Genomic DNA, 19,412 nt, shown 5'->3' with positions numbered 1-19,412 from the left:
CCGGAACCCGCCCTGGGGCGTAGCGTTCCTAAACGCCCCATCTGGGTTCGAGGCCACGATCATGCTGCTGCGTCCCCTTGTCATCGTGCTGATGCCCGGCACCCTGGCTTCGCCCGTGCTGGCCGAGCAGTGTCCTGCCCTGCTGCAGGGCGAGCTGCCGAAATTGCGCAGCAAGGACAGCATCGATCTGTGCGGGCAGTTCGCCGGCAAGCCGCTGCTGGTCGTCAATACCGCCAGCTACTGCGGCTTCACGCCACAATTCAAGGGCCTCGAGGCGCTGTACCAGCGCTTCAAGGGGCAGGGCTTCGAGGTGCTCGGCGTACCGTCGGACGACTTCCGCCAGGAAGCCGATGACGCCCAGGAAACCGCCAAGGTTTGTTACGTGAATTACGGCGTAACCTTCAGCATGAGCGAAACCCAGCCGGTCACGGGCGAGCGCGCCGTTGCGTTGTTCAGGGAGCTGGCCGTGCAGAGCCGCGAGCCGCGCTGGAACTTTACCAAGTACGTGGTCGATCGCCGGGGCAGGGTGCTCGCCCGCTTCTCCAGCGAGACCGAGCCCGATGATCCCGCACTCATCGCCGCGGTCGAGAAGGCCATCGCCTCCAGCCCTTGAAGTTTCGCCGAGCCGTTTCTCACCCATCTGGGCGATGGGGCGCGGTTCCTCTCCTTCATAGACTCTCGTGACGCCGGACGCAGTCCCCCGGCATGCCCACAAGAAAAATAAAGGAGGCACCCATGCGTCGCGCCATCACTACTACCCTGGCCGCACTGGCCCTGGCCGGAGCCGTCGAGGCCCAGGCCAACTACACCAAGACCAAGTACCCGATCGTGCTGGTGCACGGCGTCACTGGTTTCGACACCATCGGCGGTCTTATCAATTACTTCCACACCATTCCCTGGAACCTCGAGCGCGACGGCGCCAAGGTCTATGTCGCCAGTGTCGCGGCGCTCAACGACAGCGAGCAGCGCGGCGCCGAACTGGCCCGGCAGATCGTGCCGTGGGCCACGGCCAATGGCGGCAAGGTCAACCTGATGGGCCACAGCCAGGGTTCGCCGACCTCCCGTGTGGCCGCCTCGCTGCGTCCCGACCTGGTGGCCTCGGTAACCTCGATCAACGGCGTCAACAAGGGCTCCAAGGTTGCCGACGTGATCCGTGGGGTAATCCCGGCGAACGGCCTCATCGAAGGCGGTGCCAATGCCATCGCCGTGGCGCTCGGCACGGTGATCAACCTGTTGTCCGGTAGCAGCAATCCGCAGAACGGCGTGGCCGCGCTCGGCACCCTGACCACGCCGGGCACCGCCGCCCTCAACGGCCGCCACCCCTGGGGCGTGAACAACGCCAGCTACTGCGCCAAGTCGACCGAAGTGCACAACGTGCGCGGCAACAACATCCGTTACTACTCCTGGACTGGCAACACCAGCTACACCAACGTCCTCGACGTGGTCGACCCATTCCTGGCCATCACCGGCCTGGTGTTCGGCAGCGAGAAGAACGACGGCCTGGTCGGCGTCTGCTCCACCTACCTGGGCCAGGTGCTTGGCGACAGCTACAGCATGAACCACGTCGATGCGATCAACCATCTGTTCGGTATTCGCGGCTGGACGGAGCCGGTGTCGCTGTACCGCCAGCACGCCAACCGCCTGAAGAACAAGGGCATCTGATCCAGCAAACCATCGCGGGCGGCCTCGACCGCCCGCATCCGGAGTTTCCATGCCGCTGCCTGTGCGTTATATCGCTCCGCTGGTCCTCCTGATGCTCGCGCTTGCCGGGCTGGTGCTGTATTGGCAATGGCCGGCCATTCCTGCGTCGCCGCCGGTCGCGCCCATGGCCGAGCGCAGCGCCGTGGCGGCGCCTGCTGCCGTCGCGCTGCCAGCGCCCGTGGCTGTGCAGCCGCTGCCAGCACAGGCGCAGCCGCTGGTGCCGGGCATGGCCGACACCGAGGTCGATGGTGAGCTGAAGACCGACCGCGCCGGCAACCTGCAGTTGGGGTTGGGGGTGCGCGACTACTTCGATTATTTCCTCAGTGCCGTCGACCAGGTGGGGCTGGACCGCTCGGTGGAGGCGCTGCTGGCCGATGCCGGCAGCCGCTTGCAGGAGCCGGCACTGGGTCAGCTGATCGGGTTGCTGGGCGACTACCTGGACTACAAACGCGCCAGCCTGGCCTTGATGCAGCAGCCCCTGAGCGCGCAACAGCAGAGTCAACCGCAGGCCCAGTTGGCGACCCTGCAGCAGGCGTTTGATAGCCTTGCGCAACTGCGCCGTGCGCATTTTTCCAGCGCAGCGGTGGAAGCCCTGTTCGGCGCTGAAGAGGCCTATGCCCGCTATACCCTGGACAACCTGGCGCTGCTCGCGCGCGACGACCTGGGCGATCAGGCCAAGGCCCAGGCCCAGGAACGCTTGCGCAGCCAGCTGCCCGAAGCGTTGCGCGCCAGCGAGGAACGGCAGCAGCAGGCGTTGGCCCAGCAGGCCGAGAGCGATCGGCTGTGGCGCGAGGGTGCCAGCGAGGAACAGGTGCGCCAGTCGCTCGCCTTGGCCTATGATCCGCCCACGGTCGAGCGGGTGCTCACCGAACAACGCAACGATCGCGCCTGGCGGCAGCGCTACGGGGCCTATCGCCAGGAACTGGCGGGCCTACAGGACAGCGGCCTGAGTTCGGCGGATCGGCAACAGGAGCAGCAGCGCTTGCGCCAGCGCCTGTTCAGCGCAGCAGAACTGCACCGGGTGGATACCTATGACGCGATTGCCGCCAAAGAGCAGGAAGGCGCCGGCTCTCAACCTTGAATTCAGGCCAGCAGGCCGAAGGTGCTGCCTGTGAATCTGCAGGAGGAGGAACGCCTGCTGCTGGCGCAACAGCGCCGCGGCCACAACCGCTTGCGCTTCATGGCGGCGCTGGAACAGGGCTTCATCGAGCACCGGGTGCAGCGCATTCGCCGGCGCCTGTGGCTGATCGGCGGCGTCGCGATTGCCTTCCAGCTGATCTATGTGGGCCTGGACCTGGCCCTGCTGCCGCCGCACGTCAGCCTGTCGATCGTACCGCTGCGCCTGCTGGGGATTGGCGGCGTCCTGCTGGCCTGCTCCTACTGCGCCCGCGCGCAAAGCCCCTTGTTCGGCACTCAACTCGCCTATACCGGCGCCTATGCCCTCAACGCCGCCTGCGTGGTGGCCCTGATCTACCTGAGCGAGGCCCTGGGGCAGAGCATGCCCTACGACGGACTGTTCCTAATCCTGCTGTTCGGCTATGTGCTGCTGGGGGTGTCGTTTCGCGCCATCAGTGTGGCGGCCTGGGGCTTCTGCCTGCTCTATGTGTTGCTCGGATTGTTGTTGACCGAGCCAGGGGCAACGCTGGCCTTCCAGGGGCTGTTTCTGACCTGCGCCAACTTGCTCGGCAGTGGTGGCGCCTATCTGCAGGAGCATGGCCAGCGCAGCGCCTGGTTGAACATGCGTCTGCTCGACCTGGCCCGGCAGCGCGCCGTGGCCGACGATGCGCGTAAGCTGCGCCTGCTCGCCGCCGCCAGCCATGACCTGCGCCAGCCGCTCAACGCCATGGGCCTGTACGCCCAGCATCTGCTCGAGCAGAGCCAGGAACCGGCGATTCGCCAGGTCAGTGGGCGTCTGGCAGTCTCGGTGGAGCAGCTCAGCCGCCTGCTGCAGTCACTGCTGGATTACAGCCGCCTGACTCTGCCGGGCGGGGTGCCGGTCAAACCGCAAGCCTTCGCCCTGCGCCCGCTGCTCGAGCGTCTGGCGGGCGAAACGCGAGACGAGGCCAGGGCCCAGGGCGTGGACCTGCAATTGCGCTGCGCCGAGCTCTGGGTGCGCAGCGATCCATTGCTGCTCGAGCGGGTGCTGCGCAACCTGCTGGTCAACGCCTTGCGCCATGCCCAGGCGCGGCGGGTCTGGGTCGCCGCTCGGGAGGAGGGCGGCTCAGTGCTGCTGGAGGTGGCCGACGACGGCCGCGGTCTGTCTCCGGAGGAACAGGCCCAGGTGTTCGAGGAGTTTCGCCAACTGGACAATCCCGGGCGCAATGCCGAGCAGGGCCTGGGCTTGGGGCTGGCCATCGTGCAGCAGCTGACCGCGCTGCTGGAGCACCCGTTGCGCCTGCACTCCATCCCCGGGCAGGGGGCCCGTTTCAGCGTGCAGGTGCCGCTGGCCGCCCCAGGGCAGCAGTCAGCACCGCCTGCGGTCGCGGCGGTCTTGCGTGGACGCATCCTGGTGCTGGAGGACGATGGCGCGGGACGCGAGGCCCTGAGCGGGCTGCTGCAGCGCTGGGGGTGCGAAGTATGGGCCTGCGCCGGACTGGAAGAGGCGCTCGGCTGTCTGGATGAGGCGCAACCGCAACTGCTGATCAGCGATTACCGCCTGGCCGCCGTGGAGGATGGCCTGCGCGCCATCGAGCGCGTGCGCGAGGCGGCCGGTCGCATGCTGCCGGCGCTGTTGATCAGCGCCGACATCAGTCCGGAGTTGCAGGAGCGCTGCGTGCCGGCCCATGTCACCCTGCTGGGCAAACCCCTGTTGCCGGCGCGGCTGCGTCAGGCTCTGGCCGTGCTAATGCCGCAGGCGTCAGCGCACGAGCCAGCAGCGCGGCTGGCAACTCCGGAAATCTAGCGCCCAGGGCGGCGCGCTGCTTGAGCGCTCAGAGCCAGCCGCGTTGGCGCGCCGCGCTGACGCAGGCGGTGCGGGTATGCACCTCGAGCTCCTGGAACAGCGCTTTGAGGTGCGTCTTGACGGTGTCCTCGGCGACCCCCAGCTGGCGGCTGATGGCTTTGTTCGGCAAACCGTCGGCCAGCAAACGGAGAATCTCCTGCTGTCGCGGCGTGAGCTGGGGTTTGTCGGCCACGGGCGACGGCAAGGTCTCGCCCAGCAGCACGCGGGTCACGGCCTGGCGCAGGTCGTCGCCATTGGCGCTTTTCGGAATGAAGCCCAGGGCGCCGGCGGCCAGGGCGGCCTGGGCATCCAGGCTGGAGTCGCTGGCGCTGAGGATGGCCACCGGGGTCAGGCGTCCCTGCTGCTGCCAGCGCTGCAGCAGATCCAGGCCGGGCAGGTCGGGCAGCCGCAGGTCCAGCAGGATCAGGTCGAAATCCTGCCGGCTCAGGCAGTCTTCGGCCTCGGCGGCGTTGTGCGCGGCTTGCACGCGCAGGTCGGCGCAGAGCGGGGTGAGGGCCAGGCTCAGGCCGTCGAGGAAGATGCGGTGGTCGTCCACCAGCAACAGGTTCAGTTGTTCTGGCAAGGCAGTGCAGAGTGTGGTCATGGCAGTCCCACGCGGCTTTTTCTTGTAGTTGTCGATGCCGGGCGAGTGTAACGCAAACCTGTCGTCAAATTAGAGGCGCTTGGTCACTTGTGCGACCAAAGCGTGAGCGCTGTTCCGATAGGTGGAACGCTAGGCCCCTTGCTTGTGTGGCGTTCGACCGCTGCAGGCGGCGGGATGGAAGGCGAAATCGCTCAGGCGACCTGGCTGAGGTTGCCGACGCAGCGCTGCCAGGCCGATATGAACGCGCCGGGCTGGCCGTGGGGGTGAAACACCTGGCGCCAGATGAGCGCCAGGCCGAGCAGGTCATCGGCGGCCGGCAGCACGATGTGCTCCACCTCGATCAGCAGCCAGGCGATGGCGGTGGCATAGCGCAGGTTGACCGTCAGTTCCAGGTGCGGGGCGGCGAGAAAGGCGTGCTGGCTGGCCAGGCCACGGACCTGGCTGGCCAGGTCCGGATCGCGGGCCAGGTGCAGGTCCCACAGGCGCTGATGGCGGCGCTCGGCGATGCGATACAGGCCGTGGCCGCGACGGTCATCGAGGGCGCTGCCGAGGCCGGACTGGCTGGCGGCGGCGCCCAGCAGCAGGGCTTCGGCGGTGTCTGAGTGGCGCCCCAGGTAGAGCAGGGTGGGGCGAATGACGTGCTGGCGCAACTCGCAGGCGGCGATACCCATAGAGCCCTCGCGAAAAGTGTCCGGTGGGGCCGGGGCGCATGGCAGCTTCTGTTTGTTCTATAAAGGCCCCACCGGGAGCGGGGTTAGCCGCTCATGTTCAAGTCTAGTGCGACCTTTGAGCCGTAAAGATATGTTTTTAAATTGTTTTCAGCTTTCGGTCATAACCCATATTCCCCTTTGTGCTTAGCGGGCTTTGGTTTGCTGCGAAGGCTTCCGAGCTACTAACGTGCTGCGCCGAGCGGTCGTGCGGGCTCAGTCGCCAGTCGCCACGGGGCGCGCGGGATCGGTGATCCATTCGCTCCAGGAACCGGCGTAGAGCGGTGCCAGCGGGTAGCCGGCGAGGCACAGGGCAAACAGGTTGTGGCAGGCGGTGACGCCGGAACCGCAGTAGGCCACCAGTTCGCTGGCCGGTCGCGGGCCCAGCTGCGCGGCGAAGCGCTGGCGCAGCGGTTCGCTCCGCAGAAAGTGGCCGTCGCCGTCCAGGTTGTCGTTGAAGGCCGCGCATTGGGCGCCCGGGATGTGCCCGGCCACCGGGTCCAGTGGCTCCACATCGCCACGAAAGCGCGGCAGGGCGCGGGCGTCGAGCAGGGTCAGCTGGGGCTGACCGAGGCGTTGCTGCAGCTGCTCGGCGCTGATCACCAGGTGCTCATCGGGCTCGCCGCTGAAATCGCCGCGGGGACGGCTTGGCTGATCCTGGCTCAGGGCCTGGCCGGCGGTGCGCCAGGCCTTGAGGCCGCCGTCGAGCAGGTAGACGCCGTCACGCTTGCCCAGCCAGGCCAGCAGCCACCAGGCGCGGGCGGCAAAGGCACCGGGGCCGTCGTCGTACAGCACCACCTCGCTGTTCTGGTTCAGGCCCCATTGACGCAGGCGCTCGAGCAGGGCGTCCGGCGCCGGCAGCGGGTGGCGGCCGGTGACACCCGTCTGCACGGGCCCGGAAAGGTCCTGCTCCAGATCGGCGAACTGGGCGCCGGGAATGTGGCCGCTGGCAAAGCTGCGCTGACCATAGCGCGGGTCATCGAGGGCGAAGCGGCAATCGAGTATCAGCAGGTCGGGTTGTTGCAGGCGGGCGGCGAGCGCCGCTGAGGTCATCAGCTGGGCGAGGGGCATGGTGGGCGTCCTGTGTCCATGTGGGGGCTAGGCATGATAAACCCAGCCCGGCGGCGCAGGACAAGGGTGTGGGCTAGGCTGGCAGGGGCGGTGGGCAAACGCACAACGGAGTGAGGCGATGGTGAATCTGAACGAAACCCCGGATGCAGTCCGGGCGTCAGGAGGGTGTCATGCCTGAAGCGATCACAGTCGCGCAGCTTCGGGCCTTGCTGGCATCGACCACGCCGCCGATGCTGTGCGATGTGCGTCGGCAACCGGCCTACCTGGATAGTCCCGCGGTTATTCCCGGGGCCGTGCGCCGCCTGCCCGAGGAGGTTGCCAGCTGGGGCAGCCAGCTGCAGGCCCAGGGTGAGGTCGTGGTGTATTGCGTGCACGGGCATGAGGTCAGCCAGGGTGTCACGGTTCAGCTGGCTGGCCTGGGCTTGCGTGCGCGCTATCTGCTCGGCGGCATCGAGCAGTGGAAGGCCGAGGGTGGTTCGACCGCGATGCTGGCCGATTGATCCCGCTGCTGCATCATCGGTCGCCCTCTGTTGCCGCTGGGGGACGACGCCTGTTGATACTTTCGGAGGCGTCCGGGCATCGCTTGAAACTGATGACGGCCACTACCTTGCTGGCCGCGCTGGTCGGCTTTCAGCGCCTGTCGGCAGGACGTCAACGCCACCAACCCCTACGGGGCCCTTCAGGACCAACCTGAGCTCTGCGGTCAGGGCCCAGGCGGGTTTGACTGGGGATGGTCGGGCACACAGTGGCTGTGGCCTTCGCCGGGCTGCTGTATTGTGCCGGCTCCTTTCCTTACACAGGTTCGTCGATCGATATGAAGCGCTTCGTACTGCTGGACACGGCGGAAATTCCCGGCGGCGGCGCCCTGTGCCTGTTCGAGTACGGCGAGGATTTCGTCATCAAGATCGCCGGCGGCGACGGTGGCCAGCTGATGAACACGCGCATGCACGGCTCCGAAGACGCCCTGGCGGCGATTCCCTGCAAGAAGGTGGCCGGCCGGCCGCAGGCGCGGGCGCTGATCGGCGGACTGGGCATGGGCTTTACCCTGGCCTCGGCGCTGCAGCACCTGGGGGCGGATGCCGAGGTGACGGTGGCCGAACTGGTGCCCGGGGTGGTGGCGTGGAACCGCGGCCCGCTGGGCGCCAAGTCCGACTACCCGCTGCTGGACCCGCGCACCCGGGTGGTGCAGGAGGATGTCGCCAAGCAGCTCAAGGCATCTACCCAGGCCTATGACGCGATCATGCTGGATGTCGACAATGGCCCCGAGGGGCTGACCCAGAAGGGCAACAGCTGGCTGTATTCCGCCGAGGGCCTGCGCCAGTGTCATCAGGCGCTGCGGCCCAAGGGCATGCTGGCGGTGTGGTCGGCCAGCGCCGATCGCGCGTTTGCCGACAAGGTGCGCCGCAGCGGGTTCAAGGTCGAAGAGGTGCAGGTGTATGCCCATGGCAACCGTGGCACCCGGCACACCATCTGGATCGCCGAAAAGCTCAAGTAAGGCTTCAGTCCGCGCTCAGCGCCCACCAGGGGGAACCGCTGGCGGGCTGGTTTGGTTGACTCAGCGAATTCTCAGCTTGCCGATGCGGTCGTTGTCCAGGCTGCCGAGGTACAGGTAGTCGCCCACCGGCTTGGCCGAGGTGACCATGCGCAGGTGGCTGCCGCTGGCGTCGTGCAGGCTGCGGACGATCTCGCCCCGCTCGTTGAGGGCGATGACCAGGCCGTAGTCAATCGGCTTGGGCCACAGGGCGCGCGGCAGCTTGGCCAACTGGGCCTTGAGCCAGGGGTGGCGATGGAGAAAGTCGGCGTCGGCCTTGCGCGGGGTCGGCAGGGCGACCCAGAAGGTGCCCGCGCCGTCACCCTGCAGGTTGTCCGGCAGGCCCGGCAGGTTGTCGATGAAGGTGTCGGCGCTGCCGGCCTTATCGCCTTTGAGCCAGTAGCGGGTGATGCGGTAGCGGTAGGTCTCGTTGACCAGCACGAAGTCCTCGTCGGCCGATAGCGCCACGCCGTTGGCGAAGTACAGGTCCTCGAGCAGCACGCGGGTCTCGCCGCTGGCCGGCCGATAGCTGAGCAGGCGGCCGTGGGGGCGGGCCTCGAGCAGGTCGAGCAGGTAGTCGGGCTGCGCGAAGCGCGAAGAGGCGTCGCTGAAATAGATAGTGCCGTCGGCGGCGATATCCAGGTCGTCGGTGAAGCGGAACGGGACGCCTGCGGCTTCGGTTGCGAGTACCCGGATCTGCCCCTGGGGATCGATCGACAGCAGGCCCTTGTAGGCATCGGCCACGATCAGGTTGCCGGCGGCGTCGAAATCCATGCCCAGGGGGCGTCCGCCGGTGTAGGCGAAAGGCTCGACCCGACCGTCGGCTGCGATGCGCACGATGCGCCCGTCGTGCAGGCCGCTGTAGACCAGGCCTTGGGCGTCCACCGCGCTGTCCTCCGGCCCCTGCACGTGTCCCTTGCCGAGCAACTCGGCTTTCATCAGCGTGTCGTTGGGTTCCAGTACGCCGGTCATGACCGGAGCGGGCGGTGCCTGCCAGGCCAGCGGCTCGATCGGGCTGGGGGTGATCGCCAGGTAGAGCGCCGTGGCGACAAGCCCCAGCACGAGTAGGCCAAGCAGTTTGTTCATCGCAATCATTCCTTGTGTTGAAGCGTTCCGGGTGGGCAAAAGCTATCAGGGTAGCGTCTTTGTCCGCCGCTGTGGACGTGGAGGTGTTGCGGGCGCACTGTGCGTGTACGTCGGTGGACCAGCCGCCCGGGCCATCGCCGATGCCTACGAGCAGCCGACCGTCCAGCCGTTCGAAGTCCACGATCCTTTGCCGGTCTCGATGCCCGGCAAGGGGCATTGGCGATATATACTGCGCGGTATTCTTGACGGGAGTGCCGCGTGGCTATCGATATTCATTGGATTCTTGACGATGCCAGCCTGGCTCAGCATTGCGCCGACTGGCATCGGTTGCCGTTCGTGGCCCTGGACACCGAGTTCATGCGGGTCGACACCTTCTACCCGATCGCCGGCCTGCTGCAGGTCAGCGAGGGCGAGCGGGCCTACCTGATCGACCCCCTGCAGATCAGCGACTGGACGCCCTTCGCTGCATTGCTTGAAGACGCTACGGTGGTCAAGGTGCTGCACGCCTGCAGCGAGGATCTGGAGGTCTTCCTGCGCCTGGCCGGCAGCCTGCCGACGCCGCTGTTCGACACTCAACTGGCCGCCGGCTATCTCAACCTCGGCTTCTCCATGGGTTATTCGCGCCTGGTCCAGGCGGTGCTTAACATCGAGCTGCCCAAGGGCGAGACCCGCTCCGATTGGCTGCAGCGCCCGTTGTCCGAGACCCAGGTCAGCTACGCCGCCGAGGACGTGCTGCACCTGGCCGAGGTGTACCAGGCCCAGCAGCGGCAGCTGTCCGAGGAGAAGAACGCCTGGGTGCTGGAGGACGGTGCCGAGCTGGTGGCCAACCTGCGCCGCGAAGTCGACCCGCAGGAGCTCTACCGCGAGGCCAAGCTGGCCTGGAAGCTGTCGCGCCAGCAACTGGCGGTGCTGCGCGCCCTGTGCGCCTGGCGCGAGCGTGAGGCGCGGGCGCGCAACCAGCCGCGCAACCGCATCATTCGCGAGCATTCGCTGTGGCCGCTGGCGCGCAGCCAGCCGGACAACCTGGTGGCCCTGGCGCGCATCGACGACATGCACCCCAAGACCGTACGCCAGGACGGCGAGACCCTGTTGCAGCTGATCAAGGACGCCGCCGCCACGCCGCCGGCCGACTGGCCCGAGGCCCTGCCCGAGCCGCTGCCGGTGGAGGCCTCGGCACTGCTGAAGAAGCTGCGCGCCATCGGCCAGCGCCAGGCCGAGCGCCTGGACATCGCGCCGGAACTGATGCTGCGCAAGAAAACCCTCGAAGCCCTGCTGAAAAGCGGCTACCCCGATGGCCCCTACCAGTTGCCAGACGCCCTGCGTGGCTGGCGCCGTGAATTGATGGGCCAGGCCCTGCTCGACTGCCTGGCCGCTGAAGGAGACCCCGCGTGAAGCGCATTTGCTCGATCTACAAAAGTCCGCGCAAGAACGAGATGTACCTCTACGTGCTCAAGAGCGACGCGCTCAAGCGTGTGCCCGAGAACCTGCTGGTCGCCTTCGGCCCGCCCATCCACACCTTCGACATGGTGCTCAGCCCGGAACGCCAGCTGGCCCGCGAGGATATCCACAAGGTGCTCGACAACCTCGAGCAGCAGGGCTTTCACTTGCAGATGCCGCCGCCGGAAGATGAGTATATCGAGCACCTGCCGGACGAGCTGCTGCGCCGCAACGACCCCGTCTGAACCCACCAGGCCAAGGATCCAACATGCACCTGCTGATCGCCGAAGCCGACCACGTCACCTATGCCGAGTTGCTGCACCAGGCCTCCCCCGAGCTGGTGCTGCACGGCAGCGATGATCCCGCTGAACTGGCCCAGTTGGCCGCCCGTTGCCCGCTCTGGTTGGGCCAGCCGGACCTGCTCGCCGGGCTGCTGGAGCAGGGACACAAGCCGCAGTGGCTGCAGTCCACCTGGGCCGGCATCACCCCGTTGCTGGCGCCGCAGTTGCCACGCGATTACCGACTCAGTCGCGCCGTGGGCATCTTCGGCCAGGTAATGGCCGAGTATGTGCTCGGTTACCTCCTGGCCCATGAGCGCCGGCTGTTCGCGCGCCTGGCCGCGCAGGTGGAGCAGCACTGGGACAACCGCCTGCCGCGCAGTCTGGTCGGTCGCCGGGTGCTGATCGTCGGCTGTGGCGATATCGGCCAGAGTGTGGCGCAGTTCCTCGCCCCCTTCGGCGTCGAACTGCTGGGAATCGCCAGCCAGGCGCGGGTGCAGGCGCCCTTCGTCGAGGTGGCCGGCATGGATGCGCTGCCTCGCCTGGCCGCCAGCGCCGATTACCTGGTCAACCTGCTGCCGGATACGCCGGCCACCCGCGATATCTACGACGCCACCTTGCTGGCCCGGCTCAAGTCCAGCGCCGTGCTGATCAATGCCGGTCGCGGGGTGGCGGTGGTCGATGCCGACCTGGTCGCCGCCTTGGAGCAGGGGCAGCTGGCCGGCGCGGTGATCGACGTCTGCCGCCAAGAGCCGCTGCCTGCGGGTCATCCGTTCTGGACCGCGCCGCACCTGCTGCTCACCGGTCACACGTCGGCCCCGACCGAGCCGCACCTGATGGCGCAGTTGTTCCTCGACAACCTGACGCGCTGGCGCACAGGCCATGAGCTGCGCGGTCAGGTGGATTTCGTGCGCGGTTACTAGCCAGCGCCGTTCGGCGATGCGCCCTTGGCCGGGCGCGGCCTCCACGCTAGACTGCCGGCCCTTTCGCCCGTACCCATACCGCTCGCCATGGCCGCCAAAGTCGAACCCTTCTGGAAACGCAAGACCCTCGCCCAGCTCGACCAGGACGAGTGGGAGTCGCTGTGCGACGGCTGCGGTCTGTGCTGCCTGCAGAAACTCGAGGACGAGGACGACGGCAGCGTCTACTACACGCGTATCGCCTGCAAACTGCTCGATCTGGACAGTTGTCGGTGCACCGATTACGCCAATCGCGCCCGTTTCGTTCCCGACTGCATCCAGCTCACCCCGGCCCAGGCCGACCAGTTCCAGTGGCTGCCGCCGACCTGCGCCTACCGTCTGGTCAGCGAGGGCAAGGACCTGCCGCTTTGGCACCACCTGGTCTGTGGCGACCCGCAAGCGGTGCATGTCGAACGCATCTCCCAGGCCGGACGCATGCTCAGCGAGAACAGCGTCGCCGAGGATGACTGGGAAGAGCACCTGATCTTCCGCGCTGGCTAAGCGCCATTGCAGCGCTGCCGGCTTTGTGCAAGCGTAGCCGCCAGCGACCGGGAATCGTTCGACGCGCAACCGGTCTATGGTTTCTTCGTATCGTCCTGCCTAGGAAGTGCCTCGTATGCCGATTCGCCGTAGCTTGTTGTCCGCCGCAGCGCTGATCTTCAGTGCCCCGCTGTGGGCCGCCAAGAACGTTGACCTGGACTATCAGGTACGTTTCCTCCCAGACAGTGATCAGGCCGAAGTCAGCCTGACCCTGGAGAAGGGTGAGCGGGTGCTGAGCCTGGATTTCGACCTGGGCGAGGAGGGGATGTACAGCGATTTCGCCGCCGACGGCCAGTGGACCCAGGACAGCCCCGGGCGGGGCCTGTGGCAACCGGCCAAGGGACGGGCGAAGTTGAGTTATCGCGTGCGCATCAACCATCTGCGCGGCGACCAGCATTACGACGCGCGCATGACCGAGGACTGGGCGCTGCTGCGTGGCGACGACCTGGTGCCCAGCGCCCGCCTGCGCCAGGAAGACGACACCGTGCTGGTCTCGCGCCTGCAGTTCGAGCTGCCCAAGGGCTGGCGCGGGGTCGAGACCGGCTGGCCACGGATCGGCAAGAACAAATTCCGCATCGACAATCCGCTGCGCAAGTTCGACCGCCCGACCGGCTGGATAGTCGCCGGCAAGATCGGGACCCGGCGCGCCCAGCTGGGCGATACCGATGTCACGGTCGCCGCACCGGTCGGCGAGGGAATGCGGCGGATGGACATCCTCACCCTGCTGACCTTCATCTGGCCGCAGATGCAGGCGGTGTTCCCGCGCGATCCGGCCAAGCTGCTGATCGTCGGCGCCGGCGACCCGATGTGGCGCGGCGGCCTGTCGGCGACCAACTCCTACTACATGCACACCGATCGTCCGCTGGTCAGCGAGAACGGCACCAGTTCTCTGGTGCATGAGCTGGTGCACGTGTTCAGTCGCATCAGTCAGCGCGATCGCAGTGACTGGGTCGTAGAGGGGCTGGCCGAGTATTACGCCATCGAGCTGATGCGCCGCGCCGGCGGATTGAGCGAGGAGCGTTACCAGAAGATTCGCCAGCAGCTGAGCAAGTGGAGCAAGCCAGTCAAGAGCCTGCGCGGCGCCCGATCCACCGGCCCGGTCACTGCCCGCGCGGTGCTGCTGCTGCAGGAGCTGGACCGGGAAATCCGCCAGGCCACCAAGGACAGCCAGCCGCGCTCGCTGGATGACGTCACCCGCGGCCTGATGCGCCTGAACAAGGTCAGTACCCAGGATCTGGTCGAGATCAGCGAAAGCATCATGGGCGCGCCGTCCGAGGTGCTGGATACCAAGCTGCTGCGCTGATCGCTGGCGGCCGGGACTCGCACGCCTCGGCTTACGGCCACCGCAGCACTCAACGGAGGAAGACCATGCTCGGCATCGAACATTTCGGCCTGTTTCTCGCCGCGACCCTGGCGTTGAACCTGACCCCCGGGCCGGACATGCTGTATATCGCCTCGCGCGCCAGCGCCCAGGGCGCGCCCGCCGGGCTGGTGTCGAGCCTGGGGATAGGCGTCGGCTGCCTGGTGCATGCCCTGGCGGCCGCCTTCGGCCTGTCGGCGCTGCTGATGATGTCGGCGCTGGCCTTCACCCTGGTGAAGTGGGCCGGGGTGCTCTATCTGGTCTGGCTGGGGGTGCAGCTGATCCGTGCGGGCTGGCGCGAGGCGAAGAGCCAGGCGCTGGTGCCGGCGCGGCTGCCCCAGGTGCTCTGGCAGGGGGTGCTGGTGAACGTCTTCAACCCCAAGGTGGCGCTGTTCTTCCTCGCCTTTCTGCCGCAGTTCGCCAGCCCCGAATCGCCGAGCTTCGTCTGGCAGATGCTCCTGCTCGGGGTGATCTTCAGCCTCAGCGGCACCCTGGTGAATGCCGCCGTTGCGGCGCTGTGCGGGCACTTCGGCAGTCGCCTGGGCGATCGCCCGGCCTGGCGCCGCTGGCAGCAGAGCGCCGCGGGCGTGCTGATCATGGCCATGGGCATCGGCCTGGCGCTCACCGAGCGGCGCTAGAAGAGTGGGCCGGACTTGGTGTTGTTGCCCTTGGCCAGGCGATCGTAGAGCACCACGTTGACCGTCGCGGCGAGGTTCATGCAGCCCTGGGTCGGGATGTAGACCACGTCTTCGCACCAGCTGCGGATCTGCTTGTCCAGTGAGCCGTCTTCCGGGCCGAAGATGTAGATGGCCCGATCCGGGTGGGTGTACTCCGGCAAGGGCCGGGCGCCCTCCACCAGCTCCACGGCGACCGGGGTACAGCCCAGGGGGATGATCTTCTGCAGGTCGTCGATGGCGATCAGCGGAATGTCCAGGTGCACCTGCTTGGTGTCGGTGACGAAGTCCCGGGCCCGTTCGTAGCGCTTGCCGGTATAGAACACCGAGCTGACCCCGTAGCAGCCGGCGGCGCGCATCACCGCGCCGACGTTCTCCGGTGACTTGGGGTTGAACAGGCCGATGCAGCTGTATCTCTTGTTCGCCACGAAACGGGCCCCTTGTGCAAAGGGCGCCAGTATACGGGGCGCGCTTCGGACTGGCTTATTCTTTGTTCTTCAGCAGCGCGGCGAGGTCGGCGAAGGCCTTGTGGGTCACCTTGGGGCCCTGGGGCGTGGCGGTGGAGCCTTCGCTGAAGTACTGCTGGTCGGTGTAGCGCGAATGCTCGTTGTCGTGGCAGTACAGGCACAGCAGCTCCCAGTTGGAGCCGTCCTGGGGATTGTTGTCGTGGTTGTGGTCGCGGTGGTGCACCGTCAGCTCGCTCAGGCGCTTGCCGGCGAATTCGCGGCCACAGCGACCGCAGACGTGCGGGTACATCTTCAGGGCCTTCTGCCGGTAACCTTCCTCGCGACTGCGTTGGGCCTCGGCGAGGATGCGGTCGAGCTTGGCGGTGGGCGAGGGCGATTTGTCAGTGCTCATGGTCTGTTCCATCGTGTGATTCGGGGCTTGTCTGCAGTGTAATCCCGCCGGCAGTCGCGGAGAACCGCCGGCCGGGCATTAATGGTGTCCGCCGCGGCCCAACTAGTGAGTACCACGAAAGGAGGGCGACAATGCCGGTGTCCGTGCTGATCCTGGCCGGTCTGAGCGCATTCTGGGCGGCAACACTGTCGGCGCAGGGCGATCGGCTGCCGGCCCCTGTAGCCGGCTCGCCGGGTACCGCCACGCCCCAGCCCTTCGCCCTGCCGCCGACGCGCGGGCTGCCCGGCACCGCGCCGAACCACTTGCCGTTGCTCAACGACGGCAGCGGTAACCGGGGCGGGCGGCTGAACCCGCAGCCCGGCAAGCCGCTGCCGGCGGACGGCAGACTACCGCTGCTGGAGCAGCAGCTGCAGCGCAACCTTGAAGGGGGGCGGAGCGACTGATCAGACCTGCTTTTCGACCAGCTGGCCATCGACCATGCGCAGACGCTTGGACATGGCCACCGCGATGGCGCGGATGATCTTGGCGGCCGACTTGGGGGCTTCCTGCAGCATCTTTTCCAGGGAGTCCTTGGCCAGCACCAGCAGGGTGCAGTCGCTGACGGCCACGCAACTGGCCGAGCGCCTTTCCCCGTCCAGCACCGCCATCTCGCCGAAGGCGCGGCCCTTGCGCAGCTTGGCGATCTCGACGATCTCGCCGCTTGAGTTGGTCTTGCGCACCGACACCGCGCCGAAGTGGATGATGCACATGAAGGTGCCGGCATCGCCCTCGTTGCAGATGACCGCGTCCGGGTCGAATTTGCTGATGTTGAAGTAGCCGGCGGCGTGCAGCAGTTCGGCAGGCAGCAGATTGTTGAACATGCCGCAGTCGAGCAGCATGTCGCGGATTTCATCGATCAGGTAGGAGCTGTCGGGCATGGGAACTCTAAGGCTGTCCGGCAAGATAAAAGGGGTGCATAACTGACGTTAGCTGGCCGGCGCGCCCTTGCCAACGGCCGTGCGCCAGAAGCTGTGACCGTGCGCTCATTCAGGCGGCGCGCGGTTCGAGCACCTTGAGCAGGAAAGCATACTCCAGGGCCACGTCGCGCAGGGCCTGGTAGCGGCCGCTCATGCCGCCATGACCTGCGCCGAGGTCGGTTTTGAGCAGCAGCAGCCGGTCGTCGGTCTTGTGGGCGCGCAGCTTGGCCACCCACTTGGCCGCCTCCCAGTACTGCACGCGGCTGTCGTTGTAGCCGGCCACCGCGAGAATCGCCGGGTAGGCCTGGGCCTTGACGTTCTCGTAGGGGGCGTAGCCCTTGATCCGCTCGAACACCTGGGGCTCATGGGGATCGCCCCACTCGTCGTATTCGGTGACGGTCAGCGGCAGCTCGGGGTTCTGCATGGTGTTGAGCACATCGACGAAAGGCACCTCGGCGATGGCGGCGGCGAACAGCTGCGGACGCAGGTTGAGCACCGCGCCGATCAGCAGGCCGCCGGCGCTGCCGCCACTGATGGCGAGCCGCTCGGCGCTGGTATAGCCTGCGCCGATCAGGTGCTCGGCGCAGGCGATGAAGTCGTCGAAGCTGTTGTGCTTGTGCTCCAGCTTGCCGGCGCGGTACCAGGCCTCGCCCAGCTCGCCGCCGCCGCGCACATGGGCGATGGCGAAGACGAAGCCGCGCTCGAGCAGGCTCAGACGGGCATGGGAAAACCAGGGGTCGAGGCTCTCGCCATAGGCGCCGTAGCCGTAGAGGTAGAGCGGGGCAGGCTGCCCGGCCTGGAGCACCTCGCGGCGGGCCACCAGGCTGATGGGCACCCGGGTGCCGTCCGCCGCCTCGGCCCACAGGCGCTGGCTGACATAGGCGTCGGCGTCGAAGGGACCCTCCACCGGGGTTTCCTTGAGCACCCGCTGCTCGTCGCTGGCCAGGTCCAGTTGGCGAATCTGCGCCGGCCGGTTGAGGGCCTCGTAGCGCAGGCGGATCACCGGGCTGTCGAATTCCAGGGCGTCCTGTACATGCAGGCTGTAGGCCGCGTCCGGCAGCTGCACGCGGTAGGCGTTCTGCCCCTGAGGCTGCACCTCGATCACCGGCAGGCCGGATTCGCGCAGGCTGAGGACCAGGCCGCGCTGGTTGAGGCTGACGCCTTCGAGCATCACCTGCTCGTCGTGGGCGCGCAGCTGGCGCCAGTGCTCGCGGGTCGGCGCCTGCTCAGGGGCGCCGAACAGGGCGAAGTTGATGCCGCTCTGGTTGCTGCGGATCAGCCAGCTCCAGTGGCCGTCGAGCTGGCCATGATCGACATAGTATTCGTGGTCGTCCTCGCGCGGGGCCAGGCAGCGGAAGGCGCCCTGTGGCGTTTCGGCATCCAGCACCCAGACCTCGCTGGTGGTCTTGCTGCCCAGCGCCAAGACCAGCTGGCGTTCCGAACTGGTGCGGTAGCAGTGCAGGAAGAAACGCCCGTCGCGTTCATGGAACACCAGCTCGGCGTCGTCGTCCCCAAGGCGGTGACGAAAGAGCTTGTGCGGCCGGTGGGTCTCGTCCAGTTCGCCGAAGAACAGGGTCTGGCTGTCGTTGGCCCAGGTCATGCTGCCGTCGCAGTCGGCGAACGGCAGCTCACGGATGCTGCCGTCGGCCAGCTCCTTGACGAACAGCCGGTAGGTTTCGTCGCCGCTGGTGTCCAGGCTGTAGGCCAGGCGCTGATGATCGGGGCTGATGCTGAACGCGCCCAGGGACAGATAGCCGCCGTTCGCCAGGGCATTGGGGTCGAGTAGCAGCTGTTCGGCGTCCGCGTCGACCTGCAACGAGTCATCGGTCGGGCGCGGGCAGCGGTAGTGCCGCGGGTACTCGTCGCCGGCGGTGGTGCGCTGGTAGTAGAGGTGGGGGCCCCAGGGCGAAGGCAGCGACAGGTCGGTTTCGCGGATGCGCCCCTTGATCTCCTGGAACAGTGCCTCGCGCAGTTCGCCCTGCTCGGACAATTGCGCCTCCAGGTAGGCATTCTCGGCCTCGAGGTGCTCGAGTACCTCGGCGGCGTCGCGCTGCTCCAGCCAGCGGTACGGATCGGCGCCGGGTTCGGTGCGGGCGATGGGGGCGTGCGGCATGGGGCAACTCCGAAAACAGGTACGGCTGACGGCAGGGGCGCCGGGCCGGTGAAAAGTCGCTATCATAAGCCCCCCTTTGTAAGCCCCGCCACGCCAGGGACCCCCGGAGTTATGATCGAAAGCGATTACCTACTTGCCTGGAGCGCCTATGGTGTCGCCGCGCTTGGCTGCCTGCTGGTCTGGTGCCGCCTGACCCGCTGGATGTGGCGCTACCTGCGCGAGCCGCTGCGCCTGCTGGTGGCGGTGCTGCTGCTGTCCCCGACCATAGTCGATCCGGCCAGGGAGCTGTTCGCCCCCGCCATTGCCATCACCGCCCTGGACCTGCTGTTCAAGGTCGGCAACAACGCCTGGCGGGCGGTGGCGGACCTGGCGCTCTACGGCCTGATCGCATTGGCCCTCTACCTGCTGTTCGTGGCCATCCGCTGGCCGATCGAGCGCTGGTGGAAGCGCCGCGGCGGTGCGGCGCCGGCGGCTCGCGAAGAGGATGGACCGACCCTGCGCGAGCTGATGGAACAGGACGCCGGGGAGCAGCCCGCGGCCCAGCGCGACTCGCGCGGCGAGCGTCGCCTGCGCATCGAGCCGCGGCTCTGATCCGC

22 protein-coding genes are annotated in these 19,412 nt (G+C 67.2%); 14 read left to right on the top strand and 8 right to left on the bottom strand.

Translation table 11 applies throughout. From position 1 onward, the window contains the following. The first annotated feature begins 61 nt into the window (after nt 1–61). The 4 genes from KDW96_RS04090 to KDW96_RS04075 all read left to right on the top strand — a co-directional run bounded on the left by KDW96_RS04090 (nt 62) and on the right by KDW96_RS04075 (nt 4,603). On the top strand, nt 62–613 hold the full coding sequence (locus KDW96_RS04090) for a glutathione peroxidase (RefSeq protein ID WP_255839152.1): 552 nt from the start codon (nt 62–64) through the stop codon (nt 611–613). Between the two features lie 122 nt (nt 614–735). Beyond that, nucleotides 736–1,662, top strand: a complete 927-nt coding sequence (locus tag KDW96_RS04085; protein WP_255839151.1) for an esterase/lipase family protein — start codon at nt 736–738, stop codon at nt 1,660–1,662. Between the two features lie 49 nt (nt 1,663–1,711). Continuing rightward, complete coding sequence (locus tag KDW96_RS04080) at nt 1,712–2,782, top strand: lipase secretion chaperone (RefSeq protein ID WP_255839150.1); 1,071 nt, start codon at nt 1,712–1,714, stop codon at nt 2,780–2,782. A gap of 30 nt (nt 2,783–2,812) precedes the next feature. Then, nucleotides 2,813–4,603, top strand: a complete 1,791-nt coding sequence (locus tag KDW96_RS04075; protein ID WP_255839149.1) for a hybrid sensor histidine kinase/response regulator — start codon at nt 2,813–2,815, stop codon at nt 4,601–4,603. Nucleotides 4,604–4,631: 28 nt separating this feature from the next. Here KDW96_RS04075 and KDW96_RS04070 read toward each other — a convergent pair whose 3' ends face one another. From KDW96_RS04070 to KDW96_RS04060, 3 genes are all read right to left on the bottom strand, one after another. Continuing rightward, a complete protein-coding gene (locus tag KDW96_RS04070) occupies nt 4,632–5,246 on the bottom strand; it encodes a helix-turn-helix transcriptional regulator (protein ID WP_255839148.1) in 615 nt (204 codons plus the stop codon). Nucleotides 5,247–5,437: 191 nt separating this feature from the next. After that, nucleotides 5,438–5,917 (bottom strand): hypothetical protein, encoded by a 480-nt coding sequence (locus KDW96_RS04065; RefSeq protein WP_255839147.1) that lies wholly within the window; start codon nt 5,915–5,917, stop codon nt 5,438–5,440. A gap of 252 nt (nt 5,918–6,169) precedes the next feature. Beyond that, nucleotides 6,170–7,024 carry a sulfurtransferase gene (locus tag KDW96_RS04060; protein WP_255839146.1) on the bottom strand — a complete coding sequence of 285 codons (855 nt, stop codon included), beginning with the start codon at nt 7,022–7,024 and terminating at the stop codon, nt 6,170–6,172. Between the two features lie 170 nt (nt 7,025–7,194). Between KDW96_RS04060 and KDW96_RS04055 the strand changes: the two genes are divergently transcribed. Both KDW96_RS04055 and KDW96_RS04050 read left to right on the top strand, forming a co-directional pair. Next, complete coding sequence (locus KDW96_RS04055; RefSeq protein WP_255839145.1) at nt 7,195–7,524, top strand: rhodanese-like domain-containing protein; 330 nt, start codon at nt 7,195–7,197, stop codon at nt 7,522–7,524. Nucleotides 7,525–7,838: 314 nt separating this feature from the next. After that, nucleotides 7,839–8,519, top strand: coding sequence for a spermidine synthase (locus KDW96_RS04050; RefSeq protein ID WP_255839144.1), 681 nt, complete (start codon nt 7,839–7,841; stop codon nt 8,517–8,519). A 60-nt stretch (nt 8,520–8,579) separates the two neighbouring features. On the opposite strand, the gene KDW96_RS04045 is transcribed toward KDW96_RS04050, so the two are convergent. Beyond that, nucleotides 8,580–9,641, bottom strand: a complete 1,062-nt coding sequence (locus KDW96_RS04045) for an SMP-30/gluconolactonase/LRE family protein (protein ID WP_255839143.1) — start codon at nt 9,639–9,641, stop codon at nt 8,580–8,582. 258 nt (nt 9,642–9,899) lie between these two features. Here KDW96_RS04045 and rnd point away from each other — a divergent pair, with 258 nt between their 5' ends. From rnd to KDW96_RS04015, 6 genes are all read left to right on the top strand, one after another. Further along, on the top strand, nt 9,900–11,033 hold the full coding sequence (gene rnd / locus KDW96_RS04040; protein WP_255839142.1) for a ribonuclease D: 1,134 nt from the start codon (nt 9,900–9,902) through the stop codon (nt 11,031–11,033). Further along, complete coding sequence (locus KDW96_RS04035; RefSeq protein ID WP_255839141.1) at nt 11,030–11,323, top strand: YcgL domain-containing protein; 294 nt, start codon at nt 11,030–11,032, stop codon at nt 11,321–11,323. Before rnd ends, KDW96_RS04035 begins: the two co-directional genes overlap by 4 nt. Before the next feature lie 23 nt (nt 11,324–11,346). Further along, entirely contained in the window at nt 11,347–12,279 is a 933-nt protein-coding gene (locus KDW96_RS04030) for a D-2-hydroxyacid dehydrogenase (protein ID WP_255839140.1), read from the top strand. An 87-nt stretch (nt 12,280–12,366) separates the two neighbouring features. After that, nucleotides 12,367–12,816 (top strand): YcgN family cysteine cluster protein, encoded by a 450-nt coding sequence (locus tag KDW96_RS04025; protein ID WP_255839139.1) that lies wholly within the window; start codon nt 12,367–12,369, stop codon nt 12,814–12,816. Between the two features lie 115 nt (nt 12,817–12,931). Further along, nucleotides 12,932–14,158, top strand: a complete 1,227-nt coding sequence (locus tag KDW96_RS04020) for a hypothetical protein (RefSeq protein ID WP_255839138.1) — start codon at nt 12,932–12,934, stop codon at nt 14,156–14,158. 65 nt (nt 14,159–14,223) lie between these two features. Continuing rightward, nucleotides 14,224–14,853, top strand: a complete 630-nt coding sequence (locus tag KDW96_RS04015) for a LysE family translocator (RefSeq protein WP_255839137.1) — start codon at nt 14,224–14,226, stop codon at nt 14,851–14,853. Here KDW96_RS04015 and KDW96_RS04010 read toward each other — a convergent pair. After that, a complete protein-coding gene (locus KDW96_RS04010; protein WP_208709093.1) occupies nt 14,850–15,317 on the bottom strand; it encodes an RNA methyltransferase in 468 nt (155 codons plus the stop codon). The two genes, KDW96_RS04015 and KDW96_RS04010, sit on opposite strands and share 4 nt — an antisense overlap. A 55-nt stretch (nt 15,318–15,372) precedes the next feature. Beyond that, nucleotides 15,373–15,747 (bottom strand): YajD family HNH nuclease, encoded by a 375-nt coding sequence (locus tag KDW96_RS04005; RefSeq protein ID WP_255839136.1) that lies wholly within the window; start codon nt 15,745–15,747, stop codon nt 15,373–15,375. A 131-nt stretch (nt 15,748–15,878) separates the two neighbouring features. Between KDW96_RS04005 and KDW96_RS04000 the strand changes: the two genes are divergently transcribed. Continuing rightward, the gene (locus tag KDW96_RS04000; protein ID WP_255839135.1) at nt 15,879–16,190 is read left to right on the top strand and encodes a hypothetical protein; all 312 of its coding nucleotides are present in this window, start codon (nt 15,879–15,881) and stop codon (nt 16,188–16,190) included. On the opposite strand, the gene KDW96_RS03995 is transcribed toward KDW96_RS04000, so the two are convergent. Both KDW96_RS03995 and KDW96_RS03990 read right to left on the bottom strand, forming a co-directional pair. Further along, nucleotides 16,191–16,664 carry a cyclic nucleotide-binding domain-containing protein gene (locus tag KDW96_RS03995; protein ID WP_255839134.1) on the bottom strand — a complete coding sequence of 158 codons (474 nt, stop codon included), beginning with the start codon at nt 16,662–16,664 and terminating at the stop codon, nt 16,191–16,193. It lies immediately after the preceding gene. Nucleotides 16,665–16,773: 109 nt separating this feature from the next. Further along, on the bottom strand, nt 16,774–18,816 hold the full coding sequence (locus tag KDW96_RS03990) for a S9 family peptidase (RefSeq protein WP_255839133.1): 2,043 nt from the start codon (nt 18,814–18,816) through the stop codon (nt 16,774–16,776). 111 nt (nt 18,817–18,927) lie between these two features. Between KDW96_RS03990 and KDW96_RS03985 the strand changes: the two genes are divergently transcribed. Next, complete coding sequence (locus KDW96_RS03985) at nt 18,928–19,407, top strand: MFS transporter (RefSeq protein WP_255839132.1); 480 nt, start codon at nt 18,928–18,930, stop codon at nt 19,405–19,407. Nucleotides 19,408–19,412 lie beyond the last annotated feature (5 nt).

The sequence above is a fragment of the Pseudomonas benzenivorans genome (assembly GCF_024397895.1).
Classification (GTDB): domain Bacteria; phylum Pseudomonadota; class Gammaproteobacteria; order Pseudomonadales; family Pseudomonadaceae; genus Aquipseudomonas; species Aquipseudomonas benzenivorans_A.
Note: the sequence above shows the minus strand (reverse complement) of the source record. Positions and strands in the feature narration are given on the sequence as shown.

What these genes read in the sequence shown, in the direction of transcription:
- KDW96_RS04090 (WP_255839152.1), top strand. Translation starts at nt 62, where the DNA reads ATGCTGCTGCGTCCCCTTGTCATCGTGCTGATGCCCGGCACCCTGGCT.
- KDW96_RS04085 (WP_255839151.1), top strand. Translation starts at nt 736, where the DNA reads ATGCGTCGCGCCATCACTACTACCCTGGCCGCACTGGCCCTGGCCGGA.
- KDW96_RS04080 (WP_255839150.1), top strand. Translation starts at nt 1,712, where the DNA reads ATGCCGCTGCCTGTGCGTTATATCGCTCCGCTGGTCCTCCTGATGCTC.
- KDW96_RS04070 (WP_255839148.1), bottom strand. Translation starts at nt 5,246, where the DNA reads ATGACCACACTCTGCACTGCCTTGCCAGAACAACTGAACCTGTTGCTG.
- KDW96_RS04065 (WP_255839147.1), bottom strand. Translation starts at nt 5,917, where the DNA reads ATGGGTATCGCCGCCTGCGAGTTGCGCCAGCACGTCATTCGCCCCACC.
- KDW96_RS04060 (WP_255839146.1), bottom strand. Translation starts at nt 7,024, where the DNA reads ATGCCCCTCGCCCAGCTGATGACCTCAGCGGCGCTCGCCGCCCGCCTG.
- KDW96_RS04055 (WP_255839145.1), top strand. Translation starts at nt 7,195, where the DNA reads ATGCCTGAAGCGATCACAGTCGCGCAGCTTCGGGCCTTGCTGGCATCG.
- KDW96_RS04050 (WP_255839144.1), top strand. Translation starts at nt 7,839, where the DNA reads ATGAAGCGCTTCGTACTGCTGGACACGGCGGAAATTCCCGGCGGCGGC.
- KDW96_RS04045 (WP_255839143.1), bottom strand. Translation starts at nt 9,641, where the DNA reads ATGAACAAACTGCTTGGCCTACTCGTGCTGGGGCTTGTCGCCACGGCG.
- KDW96_RS04030 (WP_255839140.1), top strand. Translation starts at nt 11,347, where the DNA reads ATGCACCTGCTGATCGCCGAAGCCGACCACGTCACCTATGCCGAGTTG.
- KDW96_RS04025 (WP_255839139.1), top strand. Translation starts at nt 12,367, where the DNA reads ATGGCCGCCAAAGTCGAACCCTTCTGGAAACGCAAGACCCTCGCCCAG.
- KDW96_RS04020 (WP_255839138.1), top strand. Translation starts at nt 12,932, where the DNA reads ATGCCGATTCGCCGTAGCTTGTTGTCCGCCGCAGCGCTGATCTTCAGT.
- KDW96_RS04015 (WP_255839137.1), top strand. Translation starts at nt 14,224, where the DNA reads ATGCTCGGCATCGAACATTTCGGCCTGTTTCTCGCCGCGACCCTGGCG.
- KDW96_RS04005 (WP_255839136.1), bottom strand. Translation starts at nt 15,747, where the DNA reads ATGAGCACTGACAAATCGCCCTCGCCCACCGCCAAGCTCGACCGCATC.
- KDW96_RS04000 (WP_255839135.1), top strand. Translation starts at nt 15,879, where the DNA reads ATGCCGGTGTCCGTGCTGATCCTGGCCGGTCTGAGCGCATTCTGGGCG.
- KDW96_RS03995 (WP_255839134.1), bottom strand. Translation starts at nt 16,664, where the DNA reads ATGCCCGACAGCTCCTACCTGATCGATGAAATCCGCGACATGCTGCTC.
- KDW96_RS03990 (WP_255839133.1), bottom strand. Translation starts at nt 18,816, where the DNA reads ATGCCGCACGCCCCCATCGCCCGCACCGAACCCGGCGCCGATCCGTAC.
- KDW96_RS03985 (WP_255839132.1), top strand. Translation starts at nt 18,928, where the DNA reads ATGATCGAAAGCGATTACCTACTTGCCTGGAGCGCCTATGGTGTCGCC.